This window comes from Mesorhizobium sp. B2-4-12, from assembly GCF_006441575.1.
Classification (GTDB): Bacteria; Pseudomonadota; Alphaproteobacteria; order Rhizobiales; family Rhizobiaceae; genus Mesorhizobium.
Genome location: NZ_VFVC01000050.1, coordinates 19,616 through 42,651, shown reverse-complemented (window position 1 = coordinate 42,651; position 23,036 = coordinate 19,616). Strand labels below are relative to the sequence as shown.

Here is a 23,036-nt window from a genome sequence, read left to right as displayed (position 1 = left end):
ATCTCCCCCCTTGAGGGGGAGATGCCCGGTAGGGCAGAGGGGGGTGCCTCGCGGTGACCTGCGGGATCTTCTCCAGTGAATATCCTCGTCCTCTTTGCCCATCCGGTCGAGACCAGCTTCAATGCCGGCCTGCACCGCATGATCATCGAGCAGCTGAGGGCGGCGGGCCATTCGGTCGACGACTGTGACCTCTACGCCGAGAATTTCGACCCGAGGCTGACGCGTAAGGAGAGGCTGGACTATCACAACCAGCGCGGTCCCGGGGAAGCTGTTGCGCCCTATGTCGAGCGTCTGTTGCGGGCCGATGCGCTGGTGCTTTCCTACCCGGTCTGGAACTACGGCTTCCCGGCGATCCTGAAGGGCTTCTTCGATCGCGTCTTCCTGCCCGGCGTGTCGTTCAAGCTGGTCGACGGCAAGGTGCAGCCTTCGCTGCACAACATCAAGAAGGTCGCAGCTGTCACCACCTATGGCGGCAGCCGGTTTCGCGCCATCTTGATGGGCGATCCGCCGCGCAGACTGATCAAGCGCATGCTGCGCGCCACGGTAAAGCCCGGCGCCTCGGTGACTTACCTCGCGCACTACGCGATGAACCTGTCGACCGACCAAACGCGGAAGGCCTTCATGACCAAGGTCGCGGACAGGATGGATGCGTTCTGATGCGGGTCCTCGTGGTCTACTGCCATCCGGTGCCGGAAAGCTTTTGCGCCGCCATCCGTGACACCGCCATCGACGTGCTGAGGCGCAGAGGCTGGGAGGTGCGGCTGCTCGACCTCTATGCCGAGAAATTCGATCCGGTGATGGGCTGCGAGGAGCGGCGGACCTATAATGAGCGAGCGCCGCAGGATCCGGCGCTGAAACCGCATTTCGAACTGCTCAACTGGGCCGAGGCGCTCCTGTTCGTCTATCCGACCTGGTGGTACGGGCTGCCGGCGATGCTGAAGGGCTGGCTCGACCGGGTGTGGGCCACCGACATCGCCTTCAAGCTGCCGGCCGGCAAGGGCGGGATCAAGTCGCTGATGACGCATGTCACCAAGGTCGGCGTCATCACCACCTGCGGCGCGCCGACCTGGTGGAGCGTCGTCGTCGGCCAACCGGGGCGCAAGACCCTGCTGCGTGGCATGCGGGCACTGTGTGCGACGCGCTGCCGGACGTTTTTCCTGGCACACTATCTGATGGATGCCTCGACGCCGCGGACACGAGCTGCGTTCCTGGCGAAGGTGCGGATGAGGCTGGAGAGGTTTTGATGGACTTTACCCTCCCCCTTGTGGGGAGGGTCGCGCAGCAAATGCCGCTCGGGCGGCTTTTGCGAAGCGGGGTGGGGGTCTCGTAGGGCGCACCCCCACCCCGTCCCGCAATCTCCGCTTCGCTCCGACCGCGAGCCGACCCTCCCCACAAGGGGGAGGGTGGGAGCCTCAGCTCGCCAGCCGGCTCACCATTTCGTGCTGGGCGTAGGCGCGGCCGAAGCGGTTGGCGAGGAAGGCGTCCAGCGCGATCTCTTCCTGCTTGACGAAGCCGGTCGCCGGCAGGCTGCCGTCGGCCAGCATATCGAGCACGGCGCAGATGCCGGAAGCCGTGGTGATCTGGATGGCGCTGCGCACCGTCTGGCCGACGCGCCTGGAATAGATCTTGTTGGCGTAGGTCTCCTGCAGCAGGCGGCCGTTCTTGCGGCCCGAAACGGTGACGAAGACGATGACCACGTCCTGCAGCGTTGCCGGCAGGGCGCTCTCGAAAATGTCCTTCAGCACATCGCGACGGTGACGGAGCCCAAGGTCGTTGAGCAGCGCCTTCATGATCGCGGCGTGGCCCGGATAGCGGATGGTGCGGTAGTTCAGCGTGCGCACCTTGCCCTTCAGCGTCTCGGCCAGGGTGCCGAGCCCGCCGGAGGTGTTGAAGGCCTCGTAGGTGACGCCGTCGAGCGAGAACTCCTCGCGCTCTTCCAGCGGCGGCACCTCGACCAGCTCGCCCTCGACGATCGCCTCGCAGGGCTCGCAATATTCGTTGATGACGCCGTCGGTGCTCCAGGTCAGATTGTAATTCAAGGCGTTGGACGGGTACTGCGGCAAGGCGCCGACGCGCATGCGCACGCTTTCCAGCGTATCGAAGCGGCTGGCGAGATCGTTGGCGACGATCGAGATGAAGCCCGGCGCCAGCCCGCATTGCGGGATGAAGGCGCTCTTGGCGGAACGGGCAAGCTCCTTGACCCGCCTGGTCGAGACGACATCCTCGGTGAGATCGAGATAGTGCACGCCGGCGCTGGCCGCCGCCTCGGCTATGCGCGTGGTGAGGTGGAAGGGCGCGGCGCTCAACACCGCGAACTTGCCGGCGAGCGCCGCCTCCAACGCGCCGAGTGCTGCGATATCGAGTTCGAGCGTCTCGACACCCTCAGGTACTTCGGCAGCGGCGAGCTGCGCCGCCGAGCGGTCGACGAGGGTGACGTGGTAGTCGCCCGTCGCGGCCAGCATTTCGGCGATGGTCGAGCCGATCTTGCCGGCGCCGACGATAACGATGTTGTTCATGGTCAAATACCCCTGCCAATCTGCGTTTACCGGAATCATCGCAGCTTGCCTGTCGAAAGGAAGCGTGGATTATGGCAAAGTGAAACCTATCTTTAGCCGATCTGCCGAAGGAATTCGTTGAAATGCTCAGTGAAGCCGAACTGGCCCTGCTCTCTCTGCTGCGCGCCAACGCACGCACCTCGACAGCCGAACTGGCGCGGCAGCTCGGCGTATCGCGCACGACGGTGCAGAGCCGGATCGAGCGGCTGGAACAACGTGGCATCATTACCGGCTACGGCGTCCGGCTGTCGCCGGACTATGAGCAGGGGCTGGTCCGGGCGCATGTGCTGCTCACCGTCACGCCAAAGCTCGCCGACAAGGTGGTGCGGGCTCTGCAGGCGCTGCCACCGGTCAGGACGCTGCACTCGGTGAGTGGCAATTTCGACATGATCGTCATCGTCGACGCGCCATCGATCCGCGACCTCGACGCGCTGCTCGACCAGATCGGCGCCATGGACGGGGTCGAGCGGACCTCGTCGTCGATCATCCTGTCGACGCGGATCGACCGCTGAACGGCGGTCCGAGGCTGTGCGGCTCCGGGCCGGTCGTGAACGGCTCTACCCTCTTACCGATTTGTAAGAACGCCGCAAAACGCCGGTATGATTGACAGGTCAGTGTCACGTCTGAACCGCTGCGGCTGAAATCGTCCCAAGCCGAAGACCTGTCGTGTTCCGAGAGGTGGCTTTGACCATACCGCGCAGTGCTCCCGGCTGGTCGAGCCGATGGATCTGGATCACGATCGGCGCCGTCCTGCTGGCCATCGCCCTGGTCCTGATCGTCATGTCCGGAAAAGGCTCGGTGCCGGACTACGGCTTCCATCCTCTCTGGTTCTGGTAGTCGGCGGATGCCGAGACCGGTGCTGCCACATGGCCCGCCGGCCCTGGTTCGCCTTGCGTACCGGAAAACACCCGGCTCGATCGCCTGATCACCGCGTTACCCCTAGCCCGGATGTATCGGGGCTAGAAAGCCGGCCCCGCCGGCAGCAACCAAGATCGCCGCCGGCGGGGTTTCCGGCCCGGAGCGGTTCATGGTCTCACGGAAAGACGCTACGCATCTTTCCCGCAATTGCTCCGGGTGGCGGCACCTATTTAGCCGGCTGGATGCTCGATGCCGCCAGCTTGCCGGCCTTGGTGGAATAGGTCACCACCACCTTCTCGCCTGCCTTCAGCGTCTCGGCTTCGATGCCTTCCGGCAGGACGAAGGTCTTGCCGTCGGAAAGCGTGATCGAGTCGCCCTTCTTGTCGACACTGGCGATTATGCCGGTGGCCGCCTTGGCGAAAGCGCCGGTTGAGGACAAGGCGGCGAGTACCATTGCGGCTGCGATAGCTGATTTCTTCATGTTGTTTTTTCCGTTGGCTTGGTTGCGGAGCCGCCGGCTGTTGGCCGTTGAGCGGCTCCCGTATCCGGGCCGTTTGGTCGCCGGATTCGTCTCTCCTGACGAGAGACGGATCGAGCCTAGACCGTGGAGTTTTCGGTGGGCTGGCCGCAAATTTACAAATAGGTAAATCGACGTCCGGCTTCACAGGTCGCGCAGCAGTTCCGTTGCCTGTCCCGCCGATGGCCTGGCGGACAAAACGGCGGCAGCTACCGAAGCGGCGACGAGGCCGAGCACGGCTGCCAGATAGAGCCAGGGGATCGACAAGGCCTCGGGTGGCGGATCGAATATACCGGTCAGCAGCTTCACCAGCATCCAGGCTGTCAGCAGCCCCGAAAGGAGGCCGAACGCCATGCCGCCGACAAGGATCAGCAGACCTTCGCCCCAAAGGAAGGCAGCGAGCTGGCGGGGTTTGGCGCCGATCGCGGCAAGGATGGCGAAAGGCCGGCGACGCTCGAAGAACCCCAGTGCCAGCATCAGCCCGGCGGCGGCCGCGGCCATGACGACCGCGAAGCCCAGTTCGATTGCCGTCAAACCGCCAAGGTCGACCGCGGTCAGGCTCGAGCCGATGAGATGTGCCGCCTGGCCGATGTCGGCCACCTTCAGCGTCTGATCGAAATCCAGCACCGAAGAAGCCTGTCGCGCCAGCTCGGCGGGATCCGCCTTGGCCCGCATAAGCACGTATTCGGATGCATCGGAGCCGGTCATGCGGGCGACATAGGCCGAATTGGCGACAAGGAATGAATCCTTTGGCGCGGTCGGAAATTCGCGTGCGACGCCGATGAACTTGAAGGCCACGGGATGATACTGGTGATCCCTGGCATCGACGAGCCGCAGGTTGATCGTATCGCCTTGCTGGAGCTGGAAATCCTGCACGGTCTCTTCCGACACCAGGACACCGTCCGGCGTCGCGGCGAGCAGGGCAAGCGTGCCGGCGGCGCTGGCGCCGCTGAAATAGGCGTCGGAAAGACCGGTCGCGCGTCCGATGCGATTGGGGTCGATGCCATAAAGATCCTGCAGGTCGGCGCCGACATAGGCGAAACGATGTTGCATGGGTTCGGCCGCCGTCGCATCGGGCAGCGAGGCGAGCGCCGCGAGGTGGGCTCCGGCGGGCTTGTCCGTCGTGCCGAAGACGGTGACGTCGGAGCCGTTGGTGAGCTCGGCGTCGATGCGTGCCTGGGCATTGTAGGTGGTGTTGAAGACGGCCGTCGAGGTTGCGAAGGAGATGGCCAGCGCGGTCATGGCAATGCCGATCGTCAGGCGGCCCGATTGCCGCGACAGCGCGGCCGATACGATGGGCGCCAAGGCTCCCGATACCGGCGCGACAATCAATCTCAGGAGCGTGCCGTTGCGGGCGATGACCGTGGCCGACAGCCTGATGGTCAGCAGCGCCATGCCGAGCCAGAACAGGGCGGGGGCGACGAACGCCTTGTAGTCCACGGCTGTCGCGGCCACGCCTTCGGGCGCAAGCACGATCTGATATCCGGTGCTCGCCGATTGCCAGAAGACCAATCCCGCCGCGGCGAGCAGCAGGCCGTCCAGCCACAGGCGCTGCCACAGCGGTGGATGTGGCCGGCTCACGGTGCGCCGCGCCGCCATCACGGTCGCCCAGCGCGCGTCCCGCCAAGCCGGGTAGAGAAAGGCCATGAGCCCGACCAGCAGTCCGAAGAAGGCGACAAGAAGCAGCTTCGGCTGGTTCACGCCAGGCGCAGCGTCAAGGCCTGGGGCGGCCATGCCAAGGAGGAATACCACGGCCATGCCGAAGGCGGTTCCGCCAATGGCGGCGACGGCGGCCTCTGTCGCGGACAGAAGCAATATGTCCTTCGCCGTCGCGCCGCGGACGCGAAGCAGCGCCTGCTCGGTGCGCCGGCGTTCCGCGCCGGACGAGGTAACGGCAAAGGTAAGCGCGATCGCCAATGCGATGCCTGGCAGTCCGAGGAACAGAAACAGCACGGAGGCGTACAACGCATCCTCGCGAACCGCTCCGAGGCGCGAGCCGAGATTATCGGCCACCAGGGCCTGGCCGGCGACTCTTGCCTCGAGATTGCGCTGCGCGGCAGTGACAAAGGTATAGGCCGCGACCGGATCCGGCGGCAGCGCCCCGTGCGCGAGCCGCACATGCAATTGCAGCCGGGCGGTGTCGGGGCGCGCCTTGCCCTGCGGGTCGAACGATTGCCGCCAGGTCTCCTGCGGCAGGATGAGGACGTTGTCGGGCGGGGCCTGTGGCGCTGCCTGCGGCGGCAGACCGACAGCCTGGAACAGGGCGTCGGCGTCGGGCAGGTCGACCACGCCGGCAATCCTGACCTCCGCCGGCGGCAAACCCATCCGCTGGATCGAGACCGTGTCGCCGGGGGCGACATGGAGGTTGGCAGCGGTCTGCTGGGCAATCAGTGCGCCGTCGGGACTACCGGAAAGCAACCGGGTCTCCGCCGGGAAATCGCTCGAATACCCGCTATCGAAAGCAACCACCTGGCCAGGCCCCGTGGTCTGGGTCGTGCCGCCGGTTCGAGCCTCGAAGCCGGCGACATCGGCATAGCGGACCTGATGCACGGCCCTGACCGGAGCAGCTTCAGTCAGGGCCTTGCCGACGAGACCCGGATCGGCACCGGAAATCACTTGCACCTGCCAATCGATCGGGACCGCCGACACGGCGCGGGCGGTCATCGATGCATTGGCATTGGCGAGGAAGAGCGCCATCGCCGCAAGCAGGGCGACCGTCAGCGCGATGCCGGCTGCGGCGCCCGCCACGCGCATGAAACGGCGAGCGAGCACACCACGAATCCACAGCAGGAACATCATGCCGCCGCGGTCCCCGGCCGAAGCCCGGTGGTGAGCCGGCCATGGTCCATCGTCCAGCGCGTCGCCATGCGGTTGGCCATGGCTTCGTCATGCGTGGCGACGACCAGGGCGACGTCGGTTCCTTCCAGGCGGTCGAGCACGGCGTCGAAAAAACGCAGCGCCGTTCGGCTGTCCAGCTGCCCGGTTGGTTCGTCGGCCAGCACAAGCTTCGGACCCATGACCAGGGCGCGCGCCATGGCAATACGCTGAGCCTGGCCGCCGGACAGTTCCTCCGGCAGTTTGTCGCCGAGTTCGCCGAGGCCGAACGATTGCAGAAGCGATGCCCCAATGTCCTCGGCGCCGGCATTCTCGCCGGCCAGCAGCAAGGGCAAGCCGACATTCTGGACTGCGGTCAGGGCGGGAAACAGGCTGGGCGACTGGAACACGAAGCCGATCTGGCGCGGCCTCAGGGCCTCGAATGTGCCGAGGCCGGGCCATTCGACAATGCCGGCGGTCGGCCTGTCGAGGCCGCCGAGGATATGCAGCAGCGTCGTCTTGCCGCTGCCGGAAGGTCCGACGAGCGCGATGCGCGCGCCCGACACGATCTCGCAGCCGACATTGCACAGCACCTCGATCCGACCGGCGTTGCCATCCCGGAAGTGCCGCCCGAGGCCTTTTGCGACGACAAGCGTTTCACCCACGATCGATCCTCCCATCCTTCAGCCTGATGATGCGATCCGCCCGCTGCGCCAGCGCCTTGCTATGGGTGGCCAGCAGCGTCGCCCGTCCGGTGTCGCGCCTCGCCTCGAAATGAGCGATCAGCCTGGATTCGGTATCGCTATCGACCTCGGCGGTCGGCTCGTCTGCAACCAGGATCAGCGGGTCGGCGGCCAGGGCCACCGCAAGGCCCGCCCGCGCCGTCTCGCCGCCGGACAGCTCGGTCGGAAAGGCATGTGCGCGATGCGCAAGGCCGACGCTTTCCAGCAGGCCGGCCATTCGCCGGTCATCCGGCTTCTTCGCCAGAAGCATCTGCAATCGAAGATTCTGCTCGACATTCAGATGGCCGAACAGGTTTCCCGATTGCAGCAGAATGCCGAAGCTGGCGGCGCGAACACGCGTGCGATGGGCCTCCGGTCGCCGGGTCAGCCGGACGCCGGACACCTCGACGTAGCCGCCATCCGGTTCATCGAGGCCGGTTACGCAGGCCAGCAAGGTGGATTTGCCGCTGCCGGAGGGCCCGACCAGGGCAACGATCTCGCCGGCGGCGACGTGGAAACTGACGCCCCGCAACGCGGCTGTCTCGTCATCGCCTATGTGGAAGAACCGATAGATCTCATGCGCGTCCAACGCGTGCATCTCATTTCCACCGGAACGAGCTGGACATCAGCTGCCACTGATCGACATTGTCGGCGCCCTTGGGCGCGTAGAGTTCGAGCACGACGAGCTTGCCGTCCTTGAAATAGAGATAACGCTCGTTCTCGAGGCGAACCTGCCGGTTGGTTACCGCGTTCGGTTCGGAGTTCGAGGTGTAGACAATGCGGATCGCGGCCCCGGCCGGCAGCTTGACCTGTTTGACGGCGCTCACCCGCACAGCGCGCCCGGCGGCCTCGAGCTTGACGACATCGTTCGCCTTGACGCTGTCGACGGTCGGCGCGGTATCCGCCTTGGAAACCGAGACGACGACGCCATCCAGCTTGTCGACGAAGCTGGCGCCGTCGGCACGATCCGACCGTGCCCAACCCTCCGGCACCTTCAGGGTGAACCCTTCTGGTGAAGTATAGTCGATGAAAACCTGCGTATCGGGGATGTCGCCCGGAGGATTTTTCTCCGGTTGGACGGGTTTCTCGGCAGCCGAGGCCGGCAGGCAGCCAAGCACCGGAGCCAGGACAGCTGTCGTTCCCAGGCATGCTGTGAAGGCGAGAACCGGCAGGACGCCGATGGTTTTCCGAAAATGGGTTCTCATTTTCCGCAGCCTTTCGATGGAAGGTGAAGTCCATCCAGTATGGCGCTGCAAGCTTACGGGCGGGTCGCCGGTCTCATACGCTTTTGTAAGCTATCGGCGCGTTGGCAAGCTTTCGGCTTCGGCTTCCGGCTCTATGGCGCCGGCGATTTTACCAGCGGAAAGCTCACCACCACGGCGAGCCCGGGCCGGCAGTCCTCCAACGTAATGGATGCGCCGTGTAGATCGGCAATGGCCCTGACAAGGCTCAGCCCAAGGCCGCTGCCCGGTGTCGAGCGGCTGTGGTCCAGCCGGTACAGCCGCTGAAACACCCTTTCGCGTTCGCCCATCGGAATGCCGGGTCCGTTGTCGGCGACGCTGGCAAGAACACGATCGCCCTGACGCGTCACCGACAGTTTGATGGTCGTGCCGGACGGGCAATGGCGAAGCGCGTTCTCCACCAGATTGGCGAACATCTGGGTCAACAGTTCGCGGTCGCCATGGATTCGGTCCGCGGCCTCCTTCAGTTGCCTGGATGACAGCAGCTTGCCATCGTCCTCGGCGACATCGGTATAGATCTCCGCTATGATTTGCAGGATCTCGTCGAGGTCGACATCGGTGAAGCGCGCCTTGCGCGCGCCGGCCTCGATCTGTGCGATCCGCAACAGCGCGTCGAAGGTCTCGTTGATCTGATGGCCCTCGGCCCGCGCATCGGCGAGATCGTCCGATACGTCCTGATCCTGCGCTGCCTTGTCGGCGGCGCCTTCCAGGATCATCTGCAGGCGATTGAGCGGTGTCTTCAGATCGTGCGCGATGTTGGTGCTGACCTGTTTCATGCCGTCAACCAGGCTCGACAGCCGGTCGAGCGCCGCATTGACTTGGCTGGAGACGATGTCGATGTCGTCGCCATTGCCGGTCAGCGGAATGCGTGTATCCAGCCGGCCATGCGAGACATCGACCATGGTGGCGGCAATGCCGTCGAGACGGCGCTGGACGCGCGAGGCGAGCAGCGCGCCGCCGGCGACCGCCAGCCCGGTGATGATCAGGGTTGCCCAGCCGAAGCTCATCAGCATGATCGTTTCCAGTTCGTCCGTCTCGGACAGGCTGAATGCGATCGTCAGGGTGTTGCCGCCGACCGCGCCGGAATAGGCGCGGTATTCGGTATCCGGAGGAATGCCGGGCATTTCGGCGCCGAACAACGAAAAGCCGTCAGGAAGACCCGCCGCGGTGAAATTGCCGGCCAGACGGTTGCCGGCCGCGTCGGTCAGCGAAAAAAGCTGTTCCTTCTTCGGGTTGCGCATGGAGTGGCTTTCAACGGTCTCCATCAATTCCTTGAGATCGCTGTCGGAATAGGTCGCGGCGACGACGGAATAGGTTTCCTTGATGCTCTCGTCGAGCTGTTCGGCAAGATCGGCGCTCATCATCTGGTAGACGATGGCGCCCGACAGCACGAAAGCCAGCATGAACAGGAAGGCGAATGTCAGGGCGAGCCGGAACGGCGTGCTGCGCGGCAGGCGGGCCCATCCTTCCATCATGGCGCGAGCGGTGCGTGCAGGCTGTAGCCGGTGTTACGGACTGTGTGGATCAGCTGGGTTTCGAACGGCTTGTCGATCTTGGCCCGTAGCCGGCTGATATGGGTTTCGACGACGCTGGTCTTGGGGTCGAAGTGAAAGTCCCAGACGCGTTCCAGAAGCATTGTGCGGGTGATCACGCGGCCCTCGCCGCGCATCAGCACTTCCAGCAGGCTGAACTCGCGTGGCTGCAGGTCGATCGGCTGGCCTTGCCGCGTGACGCGGCGCATGATGAGGTCCATTTCGAGATCGCCAACCCGCAGAACCGTCTTCTGTTCCTGCGCCGCCGGCCGCCGGCCAAGCGCATTGATTCGGGCAAGCAGCTCGGAAAAGGCGAAGGGCTTGACCAGATAATCGTCGCCGCCCGCCTCCAGGCCCTCGACGCGGTCGTCGACGCCGCCGACGGAGGTGAGAAAGATAGCCGGCGTGCGCACGCCGGCGGCACGGACCGCCTTGACCATCGACAGGCCGTCGAGACCCGGGATCATGCGATCGGCTATGATCACGTCATAGGCGCCGCTGGTCGCGGCGAAAAGCGCGTCATGTCCGTTGCGCAGGAGGTCGCAGACATGGCCGGCCTCTGTCAGCCCCCTGACGATGTAATCGGCGGTCCTTTGATCGTCCTCGACGAGAAGAAGTCGCATCGCTGTTCCGGTTGAATGCCGATACCGCGAACAGGCTACCACCGGCGCGGGTTCGTTCCTAGGATGGCCGTGACGCCTGCCAGGCGCGGCACGCGCCCGCCGTGGGTTTATTCCGACTCCAGCAGGATCTCGTCCAGCTCATCGGCCTTCTTCCTGAGCGTCATGTAGAGGACAAGGGCGACGATGCAGCCGAGGAAGATCAGGCTGGTGAAGGTGGTGCCGAAGCCAAGGCCGCCATATTCGACCGGCTGCGACAGCAGATCGCCGAAGGAGGCGCCAAGCGGCCGCGTCAGGATATAGGCCAGCCAGAAGGCCAGGATGGCGTCCAGAACGAACAGGTAATAGGCGAGCGCGATGAGCGCGATCACGCCGCCGAACAGCAGGCCCGTGGTCAGATAGCCCATGTTGAAGCTCTCGGCGACAAGGTCGCCCGCGGCCGTGCCGAGCGAGAAGGTGAAGAGGATCGCCAGCCAGTAGAAGACCTCGCGTCTGGTCGTGAAGATGGTGTGGATCGAAAGCGTCCGTTCGCTCGCGTACCAGACCGCGAAGGTCGCCACGAGCACCACGCTGAACGCAATCGTCGTGGTCTGCAGCCGCACGCCGAAATTGTCGACGAGGTTGTCGGTGATCAGCGTGCCGACGACGCTGATCAGCACCACCGCCAGCCAGTAGGCCCAGGGCACGTAACGTTTCTGGGCGAATTGGAGGACAAGGGCGACGATCAGGACACCGGTCATGATCAACGACGTGACGGTCAGCCCGAGCCCGAGGTTGACGGTGAGATAGTCGGCCGCCGTTTCGCCCATGGTCACCGCCATGAGCTTGATCAGCCAGAAATCGACAGTGACCTCGGGGACCCTGTTCTGGCTCGGTGCGGCGATGTTTTGCGTGTTGGAAGAAAGCATGGCGACCGTCCTGATGGTTCGCGAAAATTACTTGCCCATGACTTTCATGGCCTGGGCGAAGAAGTCGTCGGCGCGCTTGTCGTCATCCGCGTTGCAGCGTTCGATGCCCTTGGTCTCCAGTTCCGAGACCTTGTTCTTGTCCGCGTCGCCAAGCTTTGCCGTCGCCTCCGCCGCGCGCAGCGCCTTCAGCGTCTCTTCGCAAGGCGCCGTGGCCGCGAAAACGGAGGAGACCGGACCGGAAACGGCGACGATGCCCAGTGCGATGGCGAGCGCGTATCTTCTCATGAGATGTTTTCCTGTCTGGTGCCGGTTGCCCGGCTGTCGGTTGATTATGGCTCGCAGGAGGAGCAAGCCGGCATCTCGACAGTAGGGACGCGAATTCACGCTCGCCTGTCCGCCGCCATACAATTTCGTAAGAATGGGCGCCGATCGGCCAAAAGGCCTTTACGAAACCCTCGAGGTGCGCTGATAGAAGGCCACTGCCTTGCATCCGCCATCAATGGCGTGCCCCAGTGCTCCCGGGCCTGTCAGCGCCCAAGGAAAACACCGATGACCTACGCGCCCCTCAAGCCGGTTTCCGATGCCTTTGTCCAGCGCAAGCGACTGATCTTCGTGCGGGTCGCGGCGGTATTCGCCGTGCTGCTTCTGTTTTTCGCCAAGCCAGCCTTGAGCGAGGGTTCGAGCGGCCATGAGACGCTCGAGCATCTTGGCCTCAGCCTGGTGCTCGTCTGTATCGTCGGGCGGCTGTGGAGCATCCTCTATGTCGGAGGCAAGAAGAACCAGGAACTGGTCTCGACCGGACCGTTTTCGATGACCCAGAACCCGCTCTATTTCTTTTCGACAGTGGGCGCGGTCGGCATCGGGTTGATCTATGGCTCCCTGATGGCGGCGCTGCTGCTGGGCGCCGCCTCCTTCTTCATCTTTCGCGTCACCGCTCGCAAGGAAGCCGGATTCCTGCTGGGCAAGTTCGGGCCGGCCTATAGCGCCTATATCGAGGCGACGCCCCGGTTCTGGCCGAACCCGCTGCTCTACCGCGACCATGACGAGCTGCAGTTCTCGACGCGCGCGCTCAAGCGCACCTTCCTCGACGGGCTTTATTTCCTCGCCATCTTCCCGGTCATCGAGCTGATCGAATATTTCCGGGAGACGGGCCTGCTGTTCCCGGCCTTCGTCACGCTCTACTGACATCCGCGCCCGCCCAGCAATCATCAGGAAAATCGTTTCAGGTCGTGCGGCGCTTCGACCAGTGCGGTTCGGCGCCAGGATCGTTGGCTGCTTCAAGCCTCTGTGTTCATGCAATTCCGGACGAAGCCGCGATGCGCGGTCCAGGAATACGCTATGCTCCCAGCGGATAAGGCATGTAGCCGACGAAGCCCGCGATCTTCCAGCTTCCGCCGACCTTCCTGCAGAAATACAGCGTCTGCCATTTCAGCCTGTCGACGCCGCCATCCGCCTTGGCGACGGAGCCGTCGAACTTCTTGTGCAGCACGGCGCGGTCGCCATCGACATCGATGTCGCGCAGATTGGTGACACGGAACAGCGCCTCGCGCAGCGGTTCCGCGAACTTGGTCGCCGCCGTCTCCTTGGCCTGGCGCAGCCACTCGTCGCGATAGACTTCCAGCCTCGGGAACTGCAGCCGCCAGGCGTCGGCATTGGCGAGGAAATGCGCGTGCATGCCGAAAAAGCTTTCAGCGACGAAATCATTCTCCACCATCGACCAGTCCTGGCCGATGAAGGCGTCGATATCGCGCCGCACCAGCATCTCCCACAGCGCGTGGCGGTCGGCGTCGCCCGATGGAAACGGGTTCTTGTCGAAGGTCATTGTCGGGTTCTCCGGTCTCGCAAAGGCATCTGTTCGTCGCGCTTTTCGGCTGTCCGGCAAGCGCCCACGATGCAAGCGCTTCTGTAATAAAGCAACACGGATTTCGAAGAATGTTGCTTTCCAACAAGCCCTCTATCGGGATCGCCCCGATCGGGGTAAATCTGCGCCAAGCGGGCGCCGTCCTGGCGCCGCGTCGCGTCATTCGGAGGAGCATCCCTTGCCCAAGCAGACTTTTGGAACATCCCATGTGCCGCTGTCGCCCGCCGTGCGGGCCGGCGATTTCGTCTATGTCTCGGGCCAGGTCCCGGTCGGCGGCGATGGCATCGTGGTGAAAGGCGGCATTACCGAACAGACCGAGCAGGTGCTCGCCAATGTGAAGGCCGCGCTCGCCTTGGCCGGCTGCACCCTGGACGATGTGGTCAAAACCACCGTCTGGCTCGAGGACGCGCGCGATTTCGGCGCCTTCAATGCCGTCTATGCCAGGCACTTTCCCAAGAACCCGCCGGCCCGCACCACGGTCGAATCGCGGCTGATGATCGATATCAAGATCGAGGTCGAGGCGGTCGCCTACCGGCCGGTCTGACAAAAAGCCCTGAAGAAGCGGAGGTTCTCCCAATGCAATTCGACCTCCTGCTGAAGGGCGGACGGCTAATCGATCCGGCATCCGGGCTCGACGCGCCACGCGATGTCGCCATCGCCAATGGCCGTGTCGCGGCGCTCGCCCCTGACATCCCGGCGGACCGCGCCAATCAGGTCGTCGATGCAACGGGGTGCATCGTCGCGCCAGGCCTGATCGACCTGCACAGCCACGTCTATTGGGGCGGCACCTCGCTCGGCGTCGATGCCGACCGGCTTGCCGCCAAGAGCGGCACCACCACCTTCATCGATGCGGGCAGCGCAGGCGCCGGCAATTTCCTTGGCTTCCGCCGCCACGTCATGGAGCGCTCGAAGGTGCGCATCCTGGCCTATGTCAACATTTCCTTTGCCGGCATCTTCGGCTTCTCGCAGACGGTGTCGGTCGGCGAGTGCAGCGATCTCAGGCTGTGCGAACCGCGCGAGGTGGTCGCGGCGGTGCGTGAGCACGCCGACGCCGTCGTCGGCGTCAAGGTCCGTTCCGGCAAGCATGCCGGCGGCAACAGCGGCATCGCGCCGGTCGATCTTGCGCTGGAGGCCGCCGACAAGGCCGGCCTGCCGCTGATGGCGCATATCGACGAGCCGCCGCCCGGGCGCTCGGAAGTGCTGCCGCGCCTGCGCCGGGGCGATATCCTCACCCATTGCTTCCGGCCGTTCCCCAACGCGCCGGTCTTTGCTTCCGGCGCGGTGCGGCCCGATATGCGGCTGGCGCGCGAGCGCGGCGTCATCTTCGATCTGGGCCATGGCATGGGCTCGTTCGACTTCGACGTCGCCCGCGCCATGCTCGCCGAAGGGCTGGCGCCCGACGTCATCTCGAGCGACGTGCATCTCTACTGCGTCGACGGCCCGGCCTTCGACATACTGGTCTGCATGTCGAAGCTGATCGCGCTCGGCATGCCGCTGGTCGAGGTGCTGCGCGCCGCGACGCAGGCCCCGGCGCGGGCGATCGCGCGGCCCGATCTCGGCACGCTGGCTGTCGGCGCTGTCGGCGACGTCGCCGTGCTTCGCCAGCGGTCGGGCCGCTTCACTTTCGTCGACGCTGTCGGCGCCTCGTTGGTCGCCGACCAGCGGCTGGTGTCGGAAGGCATCGTCATCGGCGGCACCTGGTGGCCGAACGAGGCGGTGAACGACCTCGGCGAGACCGAGCGTTTCGAGGCGCATGCGCATCACACCCATGTCGAAGTCGCGGCCCGGCACTTCGGACATCGGCAGGAGTGAGCCTTGCCAGCGAGGTCGGGGCTCTGTCAGCGGTCAGGCGACTGTCGGGGCAGTCATGCCAAGCCGAGCGTGTTCAGGAAACTCGCGGCATCCATCGTCGTCAAAAGCTCGATACGCGTGCGGATCAGGTCATCGCTCCAGTCCCACCATTTCAACGATTGCAGGCGCTCGATGACATCGGGCGCGAACCGGTAGCGCATGACACGAGCCGGATTGCCGACCGCGATGGCATAGGGCGGAATCTCTCTGGTGACGATGCTGCCGGCACCGATCACCGCTCCATTGCCGATCGTGACGCCGCTGAGAATGACACTGCGGGCACCGATCCAGACGTCATGGCCGACCGTAATCGGACCCTTGCCGACGGTTCCATTTCCGTTGCGGATCTTCCCGTCCACGGATTGGATCGGATAGGTGGTCGCGCTGTCGAGGCGGTGTTCAGCCGCGCAGATAAAGAGAACATCCGGGCCGATCGAACAGAACGATCCTATCCGCACCGGCACGGTTTCACGCGGAACGAAGAACGATTTCTTGCTGAGGCCGTAAGTATGACGCCCGATCTCGACACCTGGCAGTGGCGGCAACGGGTCCTTTTTCAGTCCAAGCTTGATGCGAAGCCCTCTTAGAAATCCCATCGGCGTCCTCCCCCGAGTCGCCGGGCACTATAGCGGGAATCCTCACGGCATCTGAAACCTTCGCGGACGATTTTTCGTCCGGGCTGGCCTGGTGGCCCCAGCTTCTTTCAATTCCGGCGTGAGGAATTGCTCGGCGGCCCATAAACCGGCGTGGCGATGCCTTCCATGCGCGCCTTGATCTGCAGCGCCACATATTTCGAATAGAAGCGCGACAGCGCCAGGTTACCGCCATGGAACCATAGCGCTTCCTGTGCCGTCGGCTTCCACATGTTGCGCAATTCGCCTTGCCACGGGCCGGGGTCGCCCTTGACGCCGGAGCCAAGGCCCCAGCAGGGACCGACCTTGTCGGCTACCTCGCGCGAGACGAGCGCGGCCACGTTCTCGTTCATCGACTGGTAGCCGGTGCAAGCGATTATGGCGTCAGCCTCGAGTTCGGTGCCGTCCTCGAACAGGATGCCCTTCGGCGTCAGCGACTTGATCGCCACGCCGCTGCGGATGCCGATCTTGCCGTCGATGATCAGATCCGAGGCTCCGACGTCGATGTAGTAGCCGGAGCCGGTGCGGTAGGCCTTCATCAGCAGGCCGGTCTCGTCGTCGCCGAAATCGATGGCGAAGCCGGAAGCGCTGAGGCGCTCGTAGAAGCCTGCGTCGCGCGCCCGGATGACATCGTAGAGCGCGCGTTGCTCCTGGGGTACCAGCGCGAACGGCGTCGAGGCGACGATCATGTCGGCCTTCTCGGTGGTGATGCCGCGCGCCAGCGCGTCTTCCGAGAAGATTTCGAAGCCTACTTCCATAAGCGTGTCCGACTTGACCACGGTGGTCGGCGAGCGCTGGATCATGGTGGCCTCGGCGCCGCTTTCCCAGAGGTCGACGCAGACGTCATGCCCGGAGCTTGCCGCGCCGATGACCGCGACCTTCCTGCCACGGAATTTCTCGCCGCTCGAATACTGGCTGGAATGCAGCAACTCGCCCTTGAACTGGTCCGCGCCGGCCAGGTCGATCTTTCGCGGCGGCCCGTAGGCGCCGGTGGCGAAGACGATGTGCTTCGGCTTCAGCGTGACCTGCCTGCCGACGCGATCGACCACTACCGTCCAGACCTTCTCCGCCCCGTCATAGCTCGCGCTGAGACACTTGGTGGCGGCCCAGTAATTGAGCTCCATGACGCGCGTGTACATTTCCAGCCAGTCGCCCATCTTGTCCTTGGGCGTGAAGACGGGCCAGTTATCGGGAAACGGAATGTAGGGCAGATGGTCGTACCAGACCGGATCGTGCAGCACGAGCGTGCGGTAGCGGTTGCGCCAGGAATCGCCTGGCTTCGCGTTCTTCTCGATGACGATGGTCGGCACGCCGAGCTGCCTGAGACGCGCGCCGAGCATGATGCCGCCCTGGCCGCCGCCGATGACCAGGCAATAGGGCTGCTCGGAGGCGCCGAGTTCGCGCGTCTCGCGCGCCCGCGCCTCCGACCAGGTCTCGCGCTCAGGGTCGGCCTTGTGACGCACGCCCAGCGGCCGCGCCGCGCCCTTGCGCTCCTCGAAGCCTTTCAGATCCGTCATGGCGGTGAACAATGTCCGGCAGCGCCCGTCGCGAAGGCGCATGATGCCTTGTCCCGAGGCGACCGCGGTCTCGAATGTGAACCAGGCTTCGATCGTGCCTTCGTCCGAGGTCGCCTCGCCGCTGAGCTGCCATGCGGTGGGCTTCGTCGTCGCCAGCGTCGCCTTGAGCATATCGCCGATGGCCTCGCGGCCTTCCATGGTCTTCACATTCCAGGTGAAGGTCAGAAGATCGCGCCAGTAGCAATCGTCGACGAACAGATTGCCGGCCGCCGCCACGTCGCCGGCGTCAAGCGTCTGCGCAAAGGAGCCGAGCCATGCGGCGGCCTGTTTCGTTGGTGCCATTTCGAGCATGTCTTCCCTCTTCCTCCAATGCGCCCCATGCAGGGGCGGTAAATTGTCGAACCCGGCGCTGCCCCTCATCCGCCTGCCGGCACCTTCTCCCCGTGAGAACGGGGAGAGGGTAAGAGTGAGGGGCAGCGCTGACGCGGCATAAACTGGCCGTCAATCCCCCAGCGGCTCCATCTCCTTGCCGGTGCGGTGGATCTGGGCGTTGTACTTGATGCGGCGCACCGTCTCGCGCCGGGCCGTCGAGCTTATAAGCCGAGGCCACCGCCAAGAGGTCGATCATCGCCAAGAAGGCGAAGCGCGATGCGGTCGGCTTCAGCGTGTCGGGATATTCGGGCACGGCAACCGTCAGCCTGACATCGCAGGCACGCGCAAGCTCGGTGTCGGGCGCGGTCACGGCGATGGCGTTGGCGCGGTAGTGCTTGGCGAGTTCGACGGCCTCGATCACCTCGCGCGTGCGCCCGGTCGCCGAAATGGCGATCACCAGATCGCCGGGTTTCAGCGTCGAGGCGGTCATGCGCATCAGATAGGGGTCGCATTGAGCGCTGATCGATATGCCGTAGCGAAACAGCCGGTATTGCGTTTCCTGCGCCAGCGCCGAGGAACTGCCGCCGAGGCCGAAGACGGTAACCTGGCGCGCCTTGGCAATGAGTTCGGCGGCTTTTTGCAGCTGCGCCGGGTCGAGTTGGCGCTCGGCCTCCTGCAGGGCCCGGCGTGCTTCGCCGAACACGGCGTTCCAGAACGGCATGCCGTTGTCGCCGCTGGTCGCCGGCGGCTTGGCCAGATAAAGCGCGCCGACGACAAGGCTCTGCGCCAGCTTCAGCTTGAAATCGCGCACGCCCTCGCAGCCGATGGCGCGGCAGAACCGGGTGACCGTCGGTTCGCTGACCCCGGCGCGCTGGGCAAGGGCCGCATTGGAGGCGTCGACGGCGTATTTGACGTCGTCCAACACGACATCGGCGACGCGGCGCTCGGCCGGGCGCAGCTCGGCATAGGAATCCTTGACCAGCGAGATGATGTCAGGGATGCGCCTGAGGTCGCGCCCTTCCAGATCGCTGCTCACTTCCTGGCTGTCAGCTTCGGTCATCAAGTCGGTCTTCCCTGTCTTTTCGACCTCACCTCTTACCATGTTTGCACGCTGTCGTTCCATGCGCCTGGCCTTGGGTGCAACCGGTGCTCCGGGCAGGCCGGGCTGAATTTTCGCCCGGCCGAGGAGGCCGACATACCGTTTCTGTCGCGGCTCTACGCCTCGACCCGCGTCGAAGAACTCGCCGTGACGGATTGGAGCGAGGCGCAGAAGGCTGCCTTCCTCGACATGCAGTTCCAGGCGCAGCGCGCCCACTATATCAGGCACTATCCCGAGGCAGAGTGGCTGGTGGTGAACCGCGTCGGGCAGAATATAGGGCGTCTCTATATCGAACGCTGGCCGAGCCAGCATCGCATCATCGACATCGCTTTCCTGCCGGCATACCGCCGCAACGGCTATGGTTCGCCCTGTTGCGCGACCTGGTCAAGGAGGCATGGTTAGCCGGCAAATCAGCCTCGATCCATGTCGAAAAGAACAATCCGGCGCGGCAGCTCTATGTCAGGCTCGGCTTCACGGTCGTCGAGGACAAGGGCGTCTGCGCGCCCCCTGTGGCACCGAATCAGCCAAGGCTGAAGTAGGACGCGGCTAAACGCCGGTGATCCGATCCGGCAAAATCCGCCTCGACGTCGTCCCTATGCATGTCGCCCAAAAGTGGCCTCGGTTTTGGGAGAACGACATGCCGTGAAAGCAAAGACCTAAGGCGCGTCGCATGAATCCGTTTCGACGCTACGCGCTTTAGCCTGTCGTCAGGCCACCCCAAGGAGCGAAGAGGGCGAGGAGGCACCCCCGCCAAATCTCGAGCTACCACCACTAGCTCCAGTCATGCTAACCACCCTTCATGGCACAGAAGAAAGCTTTCGAGGTCGATTCCTGGCTGTCGCGGCCCGATCCGCGCACCTCGATCGTCCTGCTCTATGGTCCTGATCGGGGGCTCGTTTCCGAGCGGGCGAAGGCCTTTGCCGAAAAGACCGGGCTGCCGCTGGATGATCCGTTCTCCGTGGTCCGGCTTGAGGGCTCCGAGGTCGACCGCGACGAGGGCCGGCTGCTCGACGAAGCCCGCACCGTGCCGATGTTTTCCGACCGGCGGCTGCTGTGGGTGCGCAACGCCACCGGGCAGAAGGCGCTGGCCGACGACGTCAAGGCGTTGACAGCGGAGCCCGCGCGGGACGCCATCATCCTGATCGAGGCCGGCGATCTCAAGAAGGGCGTTGGCCTGCGCGCCGTGGTCGAAGGCGCCGACAATGCCATGGCGCTGCCCTGCTACGCCGACGAGGCCCGCGACATCGACGCGGTCATCGACGACGAGCTGCGCAAGGCCGGCATGTCGATGACGCTGGAGGCAAGACAGGCGCTGCGCCGCAATCTCGGCGGTGACCGGCTGGCTTCGCGTGGCGAGATCGAGAAGCTCGTCCTCTACGCTCACGGGCAGAAGGAGATCGGTCTGGAGGAGGTCAAGGCGATGTCCGGCGACGTGTCCGGCGCCTCGTTCGACGACGCCGTGGATGCGCTTCTCGAAGGCAAGATCGGCGACTTCGACACCGCTTTCACCCGCCACTGCCAGTCCGGCGGCCCGCCTTTTCTCGTTCTGTCCTCCGCCATGCGGCAATTGCAGCAGATCCAGGTCATGCGCGGCCAGATGGAATCGAGCGGCCGCAACGCGGCCTCGGTCGTTGCCGGCGCGCGCCCGCCGGTTTTCTTCTCGCGACGCAAGCTGGTGGAGAAGGCGCTGGAACGCTGGAGCAGCGAAGCGCTTGGCCGCGCGCTGACCCGGCTGCAGACGGCGGTGCTGCAGACACGGCGCAGACCAGACCTCTCCGTTGCACTGGCAAGACAGGCTCTGCTGGGGATAGCGGTTGAGAGCGCGAGGCTGGCACAGCGGTAGTTAGCTGTGGGCGGATAGCCAACTCATTGCCCTGCCGGGCATTTCTCCCCGTATAGCGACGGGGAGAAAGGGCAGTTGCAGCCTTGGCGCTTGTTCCGAAACGCAGACGATTGGCGAAAACATCGGCGAAGGCCTCCCTCTCCCCGTCTCTATGCGGGGAGAGGATGCCGGCAGGCAGGTGAGGGGCAGCGCCAACGTTCGGCAAGTACGGGCATGAAAACAACCGATAGCGAAAAAAGAGCCAAGCGATTCGCAAAGTTCGCCGGCTATCAGTCTCGCTTCAACCTGCGGCAAACCTCGTCCAGTTGCTCAAGGCTGCGATAGGCGACCCGAAGCAGGCCGCCGCCTTTGCCCTTGTGGTCGACGGTCACGATCATGCCGAGCGTGTCGGTCAGCAGCTTTTCGAGCGCCAGCGTATCCGCGTCTTTCTGTTCCGGCGTGGCCGCGGGCCGAGCTTCTTTCGCGGCGCTGCCGGCCGGCATCTGCGCCAGCGCCTCGGCCTGGCGCACGGAAAGCCCCTCCTCGACGATGCGCTTGGCGAGGCCGGCCGGATCCTCCGCCGTCACCAGCGTGCGGGCATGGCCAGCCGACAGCGCGCCGTCGACCAGCATGTCGCGGATCACGTCAGGCAATTTCAGCAGCCGCAGCGTGTTGGCAACGTGGCTGCGGCTCTTGCCGATCACCTGGCCGAGATCGGCCTGCGTATAGCCATGATCGTCGATCAGCTGCTGGTAGCCCTGCGCTTCCTCGACCGCGTTGAGGTCGGCACGCTGGACGTTCTCTATGATCGCCAGCTCGAGCGCGGTGCGGTCATTGACATCGCGAATGATGACCGGGATTTCGGTCAGCCCGGCGCGCTGCGCCGCCCGCCAGCGGCGCTCGCCGGCGATGATCTCGTAGCGGCCGGCCTGTGTCGGCGATGGCCGCGCCACGACCGGCTGCACGACGCCATGTTCGCGGATCGACTGGGCGAGATCGGTAAGTTCGGCGTCACCAAAATGCCGGCGTGGATTCTTCGGGTTGGGACTGAGAAACTCGATCGGCACCTTGCCATCGGCGCTCATTCCGGGCTTTTCCGGCGCCGCCGGGCGATCGATCTCGCCGATCAGCGCTGCCAGTCCCCGCCCCAGTCTTTTTCTCGAAAGGTCTTCGCTCATCTTTATTCCAGGCTTCAGATCGTTGGTCTTCAGATCGTTTCGGTATCGAATCGCTGTTGATTATGCACAGGAACTCATCAAGCGGCGCGCAATTTGCGCTCGCGGCGGATGACTTCCGACGCCAATTGCAGGTAGGCTTGGCTGCCCGAGCACTTCAGATCGTACAGAATCGCCGGCTTGCCATAGGACGGCGCCTCGGACACCCGCACATTGCGCGGAATGATGGTCTCGTAGACCTTGTCGCCCATGTGCTCCCGCACGTCCTGCACTACTTGGTTGGCCAGATTGTTGCGGCCGTCATACATGGTCAGCACGATGCCCTGGATGGTGAGCTCCGGATTGATCGAGCGGCGCACCTGCTCGACCGTTTCCAGCAGCTGGCTGAGGCCTTCAAGCGCGAAGAACTCGCATTGCAGCGGCACCAGCACCGAATCGGCGGCCGCCATCGAATTGAGCGTGAGCAGATTGAGCGAGGGCGGGCAGTCGATCAGCACATAGCCGAAATTGGCGGAACGCCCGGCGGCGGCGCGCAAGGCGTTGCGCAGCCGCAGCACCCGGTCCGGCGCCGAGGCGATTTCCATTTCGATGCCGAGCAGATCGAGCGTCGACGGCACGATCGACAGGCCCGGCACGGCGGTCGGAACCGCCGCGGCTTCGAGATCCAGCTCGCCCGTCAGCACGTCATAGGACGACACCGTGCGGTCCTTGCGGTCGATGCCGAGACCGGTGCTGGCGTTGCCTTGCGGATCGAGATCGACGATCAGCACTTTTTCGCCGATGGCCGCGAGCGCCGTGGCCAGATTGATGGCGGTGGTCGTCTTGCCGACGCCGCCCTTCTGGTTGGCTACGGTGATGATTCGAGGGCCATTCTTCATCATGGGTTTATGCCAGAAATTCATTTTTGGGTCGCCAAAATAGCCCGACAAGGCGAAGATCA

The 23,036-nt window shown here is 64.5% G+C and carries 25 protein-coding genes and 1 pseudogene; 10 read left to right on the top strand and 16 right to left on the bottom strand.

Features of this window, described 5'->3' with window-relative positions:
• The first annotated feature begins 75 nt into the window (after window positions 1-75).
• Together FJ934_RS23780 and FJ934_RS23775 are read left to right on the top strand one after the other, a co-directional pair.
• Window positions 76-657, top strand: coding sequence for an NAD(P)H-dependent oxidoreductase (locus FJ934_RS23780; protein ID WP_140612874.1), 582 nt, complete (start codon window positions 76-78; stop codon window positions 655-657).
• Window positions 657-1,244, top strand: coding sequence for an NAD(P)H-dependent oxidoreductase (locus tag FJ934_RS23775; protein ID WP_140612873.1), 588 nt, complete (start codon window positions 657-659; stop codon window positions 1,242-1,244). The genes FJ934_RS23780 and FJ934_RS23775 overlap by 1 nt, the downstream gene beginning before the upstream one ends.
• Before the next feature lie 168 nt (window positions 1,245-1,412).
• On the opposite strand, the pseudogene FJ934_RS23770 reads toward FJ934_RS23775, so the two are convergent.
• Window positions 1,413-2,558 (bottom strand): annotated as a pseudogene (locus FJ934_RS23770) (saccharopine dehydrogenase family protein); the annotation flags it as partial.
• Between the two features lie 80 nt (window positions 2,559-2,638).
• On the opposite strand from FJ934_RS23770, the gene FJ934_RS23765 reads away from it, so the two are divergent.
• Both FJ934_RS23765 and FJ934_RS28120 read left to right on the top strand, forming a co-directional pair.
• Window positions 2,639-3,067 carry an Lrp/AsnC family transcriptional regulator gene (locus tag FJ934_RS23765; protein ID WP_140612871.1) on the top strand — a complete coding sequence of 143 codons (429 nt, stop codon included), beginning with the start codon at window positions 2,639-2,641 and terminating at the stop codon, window positions 3,065-3,067.
• A gap of 172 nt (window positions 3,068-3,239) precedes the next feature.
• Window positions 3,240-3,392 carry a hypothetical protein gene (locus tag FJ934_RS28120; RefSeq protein WP_181165742.1) on the top strand — a complete coding sequence of 51 codons (153 nt, stop codon included), beginning with the start codon at window positions 3,240-3,242 and terminating at the stop codon, window positions 3,390-3,392.
• 247 nt (window positions 3,393-3,639) lie between these two features.
• Here the strand turns inward: FJ934_RS28120 and FJ934_RS23760 are convergent, their stop codons facing one another.
• The 9 genes from FJ934_RS23760 to FJ934_RS23720 all read right to left on the bottom strand — a co-directional run bounded on the left by FJ934_RS23760 (window position 3,640) and on the right by FJ934_RS23720 (window position 12,052).
• A complete protein-coding gene (locus FJ934_RS23760) occupies window positions 3,640-3,894 on the bottom strand; it encodes a DUF1344 domain-containing protein (RefSeq protein WP_140612870.1) in 255 nt (84 codons plus the stop codon).
• 180 nt (window positions 3,895-4,074) lie between these two features.
• The gene (locus FJ934_RS23755; protein WP_140612869.1) at window positions 4,075-6,729 is read right to left on the bottom strand and encodes an ABC transporter permease; all 2,655 of its coding nucleotides are present in this window, start codon (window positions 6,727-6,729) and stop codon (window positions 4,075-4,077) included.
• Window positions 6,726-7,409 (bottom strand): ABC transporter ATP-binding protein, encoded by a 684-nt coding sequence (locus FJ934_RS23750; protein ID WP_246671614.1) that lies wholly within the window; start codon window positions 7,407-7,409, stop codon window positions 6,726-6,728. Before FJ934_RS23750 ends, FJ934_RS23755 begins: the two co-directional genes overlap by 4 nt.
• A complete protein-coding gene (locus FJ934_RS23745; RefSeq protein WP_140612867.1) occupies window positions 7,402-8,064 on the bottom strand; it encodes an ABC transporter ATP-binding protein in 663 nt (220 codons plus the stop codon). Before FJ934_RS23745 ends, FJ934_RS23750 begins: the two co-directional genes overlap by 8 nt.
• A 1-nt stretch (window position 8,065) precedes the next feature.
• Window positions 8,066-8,671: a hypothetical protein gene (locus tag FJ934_RS23740; RefSeq protein ID WP_140612866.1), complete on the bottom strand. Its 606-nt coding sequence runs from the start codon at window positions 8,669-8,671 to the stop codon at window positions 8,066-8,068.
• A gap of 131 nt (window positions 8,672-8,802) precedes the next feature.
• Entirely contained in the window at window positions 8,803-10,182 is a 1,380-nt protein-coding gene (locus FJ934_RS23735; protein WP_140612865.1) for a HAMP domain-containing sensor histidine kinase, read from the bottom strand.
• Window positions 10,179-10,862: a winged helix-turn-helix domain-containing protein gene (locus FJ934_RS23730; protein ID WP_140612864.1), complete on the bottom strand. Its 684-nt coding sequence runs from the start codon at window positions 10,860-10,862 to the stop codon at window positions 10,179-10,181. Before FJ934_RS23730 ends, FJ934_RS23735 begins: the two co-directional genes overlap by 4 nt.
• A 107-nt stretch (window positions 10,863-10,969) precedes the next feature.
• The gene (locus FJ934_RS23725) at window positions 10,970-11,767 is read right to left on the bottom strand and encodes a hypothetical protein (protein WP_140612863.1); all 798 of its coding nucleotides are present in this window, start codon (window positions 11,765-11,767) and stop codon (window positions 10,970-10,972) included.
• A gap of 27 nt (window positions 11,768-11,794) precedes the next feature.
• A complete protein-coding gene (locus FJ934_RS23720) occupies window positions 11,795-12,052 on the bottom strand; it encodes a hypothetical protein (protein WP_140612862.1) in 258 nt (85 codons plus the stop codon).
• Between the two features lie 264 nt (window positions 12,053-12,316).
• Between FJ934_RS23720 and FJ934_RS23715 the strand changes: the two genes are divergently transcribed.
• A complete protein-coding gene (locus tag FJ934_RS23715; RefSeq protein ID WP_140612861.1) occupies window positions 12,317-12,952 on the top strand; it encodes an isoprenylcysteine carboxylmethyltransferase family protein in 636 nt (211 codons plus the stop codon).
• Window positions 12,953-13,103: 151 nt separating this feature from the next.
• Here the strand turns inward: FJ934_RS23715 and FJ934_RS23710 are convergent, their stop codons facing one another.
• The gene (locus FJ934_RS23710; protein WP_140612860.1) at window positions 13,104-13,589 is read right to left on the bottom strand and encodes a hypothetical protein; all 486 of its coding nucleotides are present in this window, start codon (window positions 13,587-13,589) and stop codon (window positions 13,104-13,106) included.
• A gap of 217 nt (window positions 13,590-13,806) precedes the next feature.
• Between FJ934_RS23710 and FJ934_RS23705 the strand changes: the two genes are divergently transcribed.
• On the top strand, window positions 13,807-14,172 hold the full coding sequence (locus FJ934_RS23705) for a RidA family protein (RefSeq protein ID WP_140612859.1): 366 nt from the start codon (window positions 13,807-13,809) through the stop codon (window positions 14,170-14,172).
• 32 nt (window positions 14,173-14,204) lie between these two features.
• Window positions 14,205-15,440, top strand: coding sequence for an amidohydrolase/deacetylase family metallohydrolase (locus tag FJ934_RS23700; RefSeq protein WP_140612858.1), 1,236 nt, complete (start codon window positions 14,205-14,207; stop codon window positions 15,438-15,440).
• Window positions 15,441-15,493: 53 nt separating this feature from the next.
• On the opposite strand, the gene FJ934_RS23695 is transcribed toward FJ934_RS23700, so the two are convergent.
• The 3 genes from FJ934_RS23695 to FJ934_RS23685 all read right to left on the bottom strand — a co-directional run bounded on the left by FJ934_RS23695 (window position 15,494) and on the right by FJ934_RS23685 (window position 19,060).
• Complete coding sequence (locus FJ934_RS23695) at window positions 15,494-16,075, bottom strand: CatB-related O-acetyltransferase (protein ID WP_140612857.1); 582 nt, start codon at window positions 16,073-16,075, stop codon at window positions 15,494-15,496.
• A 107-nt stretch (window positions 16,076-16,182) separates the two neighbouring features.
• A complete protein-coding gene (locus FJ934_RS23690) occupies window positions 16,183-17,979 on the bottom strand; it encodes an NAD(P)/FAD-dependent oxidoreductase (RefSeq protein ID WP_140612856.1) in 1,797 nt (598 codons plus the stop codon).
• Window positions 17,915-19,060, bottom strand: a complete 1,146-nt coding sequence (locus FJ934_RS23685) for a MurR/RpiR family transcriptional regulator (protein WP_246671613.1) — start codon at window positions 19,058-19,060, stop codon at window positions 17,915-17,917. Before FJ934_RS23685 ends, FJ934_RS23690 begins: the two co-directional genes overlap by 65 nt.
• Window positions 19,061-19,246: 186 nt before the next feature.
• Between FJ934_RS23685 and FJ934_RS28530 the strand changes: the two genes are divergently transcribed.
• The 3 genes from FJ934_RS28530 to holA all read left to right on the top strand — a co-directional run bounded on the left by FJ934_RS28530 (window position 19,247) and on the right by holA (window position 20,942).
• Complete coding sequence (locus FJ934_RS28530; RefSeq protein WP_246671612.1) at window positions 19,247-19,501, top strand: GNAT family N-acetyltransferase; 255 nt, start codon at window positions 19,247-19,249, stop codon at window positions 19,499-19,501.
• The gene (locus FJ934_RS28525) at window positions 19,471-19,638 is read left to right on the top strand and encodes a hypothetical protein (RefSeq protein ID WP_246671611.1); all 168 of its coding nucleotides are present in this window, start codon (window positions 19,471-19,473) and stop codon (window positions 19,636-19,638) included. Before FJ934_RS28530 ends, FJ934_RS28525 begins: the two co-directional genes overlap by 31 nt.
• 260 nt (window positions 19,639-19,898) lie before the next feature.
• Window positions 19,899-20,942 carry a DNA polymerase III subunit delta gene (holA, locus tag FJ934_RS23675; RefSeq protein WP_140612855.1) on the top strand — a complete coding sequence of 348 codons (1,044 nt, stop codon included), beginning with the start codon at window positions 19,899-19,901 and terminating at the stop codon, window positions 20,940-20,942.
• A 269-nt stretch (window positions 20,943-21,211) separates the two neighbouring features.
• Here the strand turns inward: holA and FJ934_RS23665 are convergent, their stop codons facing one another.
• Both FJ934_RS23665 and FJ934_RS23660 read right to left on the bottom strand, forming a co-directional pair.
• Window positions 21,212-22,099 (bottom strand): ParB/RepB/Spo0J family partition protein, encoded by an 888-nt coding sequence (locus FJ934_RS23665; RefSeq protein ID WP_140612854.1) that lies wholly within the window; start codon window positions 22,097-22,099, stop codon window positions 21,212-21,214.
• 77 nt (window positions 22,100-22,176) lie between these two features.
• Window positions 22,177-22,977 (bottom strand): ParA family protein, encoded by an 801-nt coding sequence (locus tag FJ934_RS23660; RefSeq protein ID WP_140612853.1) that lies wholly within the window; start codon window positions 22,975-22,977, stop codon window positions 22,177-22,179.
• Window positions 22,978-23,036 lie beyond the last annotated feature (59 nt).

What these genes read in the sequence shown, in the direction of transcription:
- FJ934_RS23775 (WP_140612873.1), top strand. Translation starts at nt 657, where the DNA reads ATGCGGGTCCTCGTGGTCTACTGCCATCCGGTGCCGGAAAGCTTTTGC.
- FJ934_RS23660 (WP_140612853.1), bottom strand. Translation starts at nt 22,977, where the DNA reads ATGATGAAGAATGGCCCTCGAATCATCACCGTAGCCAACCAGAAGGGC.
- FJ934_RS23725 (WP_140612863.1), bottom strand. Translation starts at nt 11,767, where the DNA reads ATGCTTTCTTCCAACACGCAAAACATCGCCGCACCGAGCCAGAACAGG.
- FJ934_RS23695 (WP_140612857.1), bottom strand. Translation starts at nt 16,075, where the DNA reads ATGGGATTTCTAAGAGGGCTTCGCATCAAGCTTGGACTGAAAAAGGAC.
- FJ934_RS23740 (WP_140612866.1), bottom strand. Translation starts at nt 8,671, where the DNA reads ATGAGAACCCATTTTCGGAAAACCATCGGCGTCCTGCCGGTTCTCGCC.
- FJ934_RS23710 (WP_140612860.1), bottom strand. Translation starts at nt 13,589, where the DNA reads ATGACCTTCGACAAGAACCCGTTTCCATCGGGCGACGCCGACCGCCAC.
- FJ934_RS23685 (WP_246671613.1), bottom strand. Translation starts at nt 19,060, where the DNA reads ATGACCGAAGCTGACAGCCAGGAAGTGAGCAGCGATCTGGAAGGGCGC.
- holA (WP_140612855.1), top strand. Translation starts at nt 19,899, where the DNA reads ATGGCACAGAAGAAAGCTTTCGAGGTCGATTCCTGGCTGTCGCGGCCC.
- FJ934_RS23745 (WP_140612867.1), bottom strand. Translation starts at nt 8,064, where the DNA reads ATGCACGCGTTGGACGCGCATGAGATCTATCGGTTCTTCCACATAGGC.
- FJ934_RS23730 (WP_140612864.1), bottom strand. Translation starts at nt 10,862, where the DNA reads ATGCGACTTCTTCTCGTCGAGGACGATCAAAGGACCGCCGATTACATC.
- FJ934_RS23720 (WP_140612862.1), bottom strand. Translation starts at nt 12,052, where the DNA reads ATGAGAAGATACGCGCTCGCCATCGCACTGGGCATCGTCGCCGTTTCC.
- FJ934_RS23735 (WP_140612865.1), bottom strand. Translation starts at nt 10,182, where the DNA reads ATGATGGAAGGATGGGCCCGCCTGCCGCGCAGCACGCCGTTCCGGCTC.
- FJ934_RS23760 (WP_140612870.1), bottom strand. Translation starts at nt 3,894, where the DNA reads ATGAAGAAATCAGCTATCGCAGCCGCAATGGTACTCGCCGCCTTGTCC.
- FJ934_RS23690 (WP_140612856.1), bottom strand. Translation starts at nt 17,979, where the DNA reads ATGCTCGAAATGGCACCAACGAAACAGGCCGCCGCATGGCTCGGCTCC.
- FJ934_RS23665 (WP_140612854.1), bottom strand. Translation starts at nt 22,099, where the DNA reads ATGAGCGAAGACCTTTCGAGAAAAAGACTGGGGCGGGGACTGGCAGCG.
- FJ934_RS23765 (WP_140612871.1), top strand. Translation starts at nt 2,639, where the DNA reads ATGCTCAGTGAAGCCGAACTGGCCCTGCTCTCTCTGCTGCGCGCCAAC.
- FJ934_RS23715 (WP_140612861.1), top strand. Translation starts at nt 12,317, where the DNA reads ATGACCTACGCGCCCCTCAAGCCGGTTTCCGATGCCTTTGTCCAGCGC.
- FJ934_RS23755 (WP_140612869.1), bottom strand. Translation starts at nt 6,729, where the DNA reads ATGATGTTCCTGCTGTGGATTCGTGGTGTGCTCGCTCGCCGTTTCATG.
- FJ934_RS23700 (WP_140612858.1), top strand. Translation starts at nt 14,205, where the DNA reads ATGCAATTCGACCTCCTGCTGAAGGGCGGACGGCTAATCGATCCGGCA.